This is a genomic window from Sulfitobacter sp. (assembly GCF_041552635.1).
Lineage (GTDB): Bacteria > Pseudomonadota > Alphaproteobacteria > Rhodobacterales > Rhodobacteraceae > Sulfitobacter.
This window is the reverse complement of the sequence record NZ_JBFEKM010000272.1, coordinates 1-3,489: the sequence shown is the minus strand read 5'-3', so window position 1 is coordinate 3,489 and position 3,489 is coordinate 1. Positions and strand designations below refer to the sequence as shown.

The window sequence follows — 3,489 nt, the reverse complement described above, 5'->3', positions numbered from 1 at the left end:
GGAGATCACCCCATGGTGCAGCCAGTTCGCCAGCGCCTGTGCAGAAATCCGGCAGGTGGCGCGGTCTTCCATCAAGCCCACATCATGGATGTCCGGCACTTTGGAACAGCCCACACCCTGATCAACCCAACGCACCACATAACCAAGGATGCCTTGCGCGTTATTCTCAATCTCTTGAGCGATCTCGGCGTCAGACAGATTACGTCCGGTCATAACCGGAATTTTCAACAGCGAGTCGAGAGTGCCACGCGGGCCGCCAGCCTTGATCTCTTCTTGGCGCGCCAGCACGTCGACCTGATGGTAATGCATCGCGTGCAATGTCGCAGCCGTAGGCGATGGCACCCAAGCACAGTTTGCACCGGCCTTGGGGTGACCGATCTTGGCCTCCATCATCGCTTCCATCATGTCAGGCATGGCCCACATGCCTTTGCCGATCTGGGCCTTGCCCTGCAAACCGCAGGCCAGACCGATATCGACGTTGCGGTCCTCATAGGCGGCGATCCATTCGGAATTCTTCATCTCGCCTTTGGGCACCATCGGACCCGCCTCCATCGAGGTGTGGATTTCATCGCCGGTCCGGTCCAGAAAACCGGTGTTGATGAACGCGACACGCGATTTCGCTGCACGAATACATTCGGCTAAATTGGCCGAGGTCCGGCGCTCTTCGTCCATGATACCCAGCTTGACCGTATTGGCAGGCAGACCCAGCACGTTTTCAACATGCGTGAAGATCTCGTCCGCAAACGCAACCTCGGCGGGCCCGTGCATCTTGGGCTTGACCACATAGACCGATCCGGCGACCGAATTGCGCATTCCTCCGGTCTTTTGCAGATCATGCATCGCAATCAGCGTGGTGATCATCGCATCCATCAGGCCCTCACCCACTTCCAACCCGTCACGGTCAAGCACAGCGGGGTTGGTCATCAGGTGGCCCACGTTGCGGATCAACATCAGCGACCGGCCTTTGATGGTCAGCGTCGATCCATCCGGCGCGGTATATTCGCGGTCAGGGTTCATCGCACGGGTGACCTGTTGGCCGCCTTTCTCAAAAGTCTCTGACAAATCGCCTTTCATCAGACCCAACCAGTTGCCATAGGCGACGACTTTGTCTTCGGCATCCACGGCGGCAACGCTGTCTTCGCAGTCCATAATCGTGGACAGCGCCGCTTCCATCAGCACGTCCGACACATGGGCAGGATCGGTTTTACCAATCGCGTGATCTGCGTCGATCTGGATTTCGACGTGCAATCCGTTGTGCTTCAGCAAAACTGCCGTTGGCGCGTCAGCGGCACCGCGGTAGCCAGCAAATTGCGACGGATCGGCAAGACCGCCCCCACCGCTCAGGGACAAACCGCCGTCCGAAACCTTGATCCCCGACACATCGGCCCAAGACCCAGAGGCCAGTGGCACTGCTTCATCCAGAAACGCCTTGGCCTTTGCGACAACGCGCGCACCGCGTTCGGCGTCATACCCCTTGCCCTGCGGCAGGTCACCCAAGGCATCAGTGCCATAAAACGCATCATACAAACTGCCCCAACGCGCATTCGCCGCGTTCAGCGCAAAGCGCGCATTGGTGATTGGAACCACCAATTGGGGGCCGGGCACCGACGCAATTTCAGGGTCAACACCAGCAGTATCAATTGAAAACGCGGGGCCTTCGGGCACCAGATAGCCAATTTCGCGAAGGAAAGCGGTATAGGCGACAGCGTCGTGATCCTGACCGGCACGCTCCTTGTGCCAAGCGTCGATCTTGGCCTGCATGTCTTCGCGCACCTGCAACAGATCGCGATTTTTGGGGCCAAGCTCATGCACCAGATCAGAAAACCCGCTCCAAAATGTATCTGCGGATACGCCTGTTCCGGGCAACGCCTTGGCTTCAATAAACGTCACCATTTCGCTGGCGATCTGAAGACCGTTCTTTTCTGTTCTCTGGGTCATCCGAGGCTCCTTAAAATTGCGCATGCTGTCACTTTGCAAAAGGCTTAAAAGGTATATTACATCGGAGCAAGCTATATTGGTAAAATAATATTACCAATACCGGATTATTTTCCGGGACCGTTTTGCTTCTCCCCCTTAGCGCCGCGGCACTTGTCCGAACAATAGCGCACGGCGTCCCAATCCTTGGCCCATTTCTTGCGCCACACAAATGGCAACCCGCAGGTGGCACAGATCTTTTGGGGCAGGTCGGATTTCTTTCGCATCTTTGCCATTCAATCCCTCTCCCGGCTCAATCCCTCTCGCGGCACGGCTTTGTTGAAAACATGAAAAAGCAGGCTCCGGGGACCGGAACCTGCTCTTTTAACTCGTTACACTGGATACAAACTAATTTAGTTATTCTCGGCTGCGCCGGACATGGTGCCGTCAGCCGGGGCAACGGTCGGTGCGGTGCTTGTGCCCGTTTCGCTTGTCAGGCTGGCGGCACTTTCATCACCATCGCGCCCGTTGTTCAAAACGACGAACAGAAGCAGCAAGATCATCAGGACCCCGAAAATCAAAGCCCCCTTGATCCCCAGCAATGCGGGTTTGTGGCGCGTTTCTTGCTTTTCGATATTTGTGTCGGGTGCTGACATGATCGTCCTCCGGTCAATAGTTTGTCGCCGCCGCCTTGCGGGGGCATTGTTGAAGGACTAACTTTGCATCTGGACATTCTGTTCCAAAATAAAGGAAAAAATATGCGCGACGTTGCCCCCCAGACAATTTATCTGGCCGATTACACGCCTTTCGGCTTTATCATCGACAGCGTCGCCCTCAATTTCGATCTGCACCCCCACAAGACCCGGGTCACAAGCAAGATCGCATTCCGCCCCAACCCAGACGCGACAGACGGTACGTTTTTCCTGCATGGTGAACAGCTGGACCTGATCAGCGCCAAGATCGACGGCACCCCGGTGACGCCCGACATCACGCCCGAGGGTCTGACCTGCGCCGTACCCGACGCCCCGTTCATATGGGAATCCGAGGTCGAGATTGACCCGACCGGAAACACAGCCCTTGAGGGGCTTTATATGTCGAACGGTATGTATTGCACCCAATGCGAGGCCGAAGGGTTTCGCAAAATCACCTACTACCCCGACCGTCCCGACGTGATGGCCGTTTTCACTGTGACCATCAACGGCCCACATCCGGTGCTGCTGTCCAACGGCAACCCCGTTTCCAGCGGCAGCAATACCGCCGAATGGCAAGACCCGTGGCCCAAGCCCGCCTATCTGTTCGCGCTGGTCGCAGGCGACCTGATCGCCCATCCCGGCAGCTTTACCACCAAATCGGGCCGCGAGGTCACGCTGAACCTTTATGTGCGTCCCGGTGACGAGGGAAAATGCGGCTTTGGCATGCAGGCGCTGAAGGATTCGATGAAATGGGACGAAGACGTTTACGGCCGCGAATACGACCTTGATCTGTTCAACATCGTCGCCGTCGATGATTTCAACATGGGCGCGATGGAGAACAAGGGCCTGAACGTCTTCAACTCCTCTGCCGTTCTGGCCTCGC

4 protein-coding genes are annotated in these 3,489 nt (G+C 56.8%); 1 reads left to right on the top strand and 3 read right to left on the bottom strand.

Features of this window, described 5'->3' with window-relative positions; genetic code table 11:
* From ABYT07_RS19850 to ABYT07_RS19840, 3 genes are all read right to left on the bottom strand, one after another.
* The coding region (locus ABYT07_RS19850) for a malate synthase G (protein ID WP_372993739.1) at nucleotides 1-1,938 on the bottom strand (1,938 nt) is incomplete at its 3' end.
* Nucleotides 1,939-2,042: 104 nt separating this feature from the next.
* On the bottom strand, nucleotides 2,043-2,210 hold the full coding sequence (locus ABYT07_RS19845; RefSeq protein WP_372993738.1) for a DUF2256 domain-containing protein: 168 nt from the start codon (nucleotides 2,208-2,210) through the stop codon (nucleotides 2,043-2,045).
* A 117-nt stretch (nucleotides 2,211-2,327) separates the two neighbouring features.
* The gene (locus ABYT07_RS19840) at nucleotides 2,328-2,570 is read right to left on the bottom strand and encodes a hypothetical protein (RefSeq protein ID WP_372993737.1); all 243 of its coding nucleotides are present in this window, start codon (nucleotides 2,568-2,570) and stop codon (nucleotides 2,328-2,330) included.
* Between the two features lie 102 nt (nucleotides 2,571-2,672).
* Here ABYT07_RS19840 and ABYT07_RS19835 point away from each other — a divergent pair.
* The coding region (locus tag ABYT07_RS19835; protein WP_372993736.1) for a M1 family aminopeptidase at nucleotides 2,673-3,489 on the top strand (817 nt) is incomplete at its 3' end.

Bases quoted from the DNA above. Each gene is read 5' to 3' on its own strand.
- ABYT07_RS19840 (WP_372993737.1), bottom strand. From the start codon at position 2,570: ATGTCAGCACCCGACACAAATATCGAAAAGCAAGAAACGCGCCACAAA.
- ABYT07_RS19845 (WP_372993738.1), bottom strand. From the start codon at position 2,210: ATGGCAAAGATGCGAAAGAAATCCGACCTGCCCCAAAAGATCTGTGCC.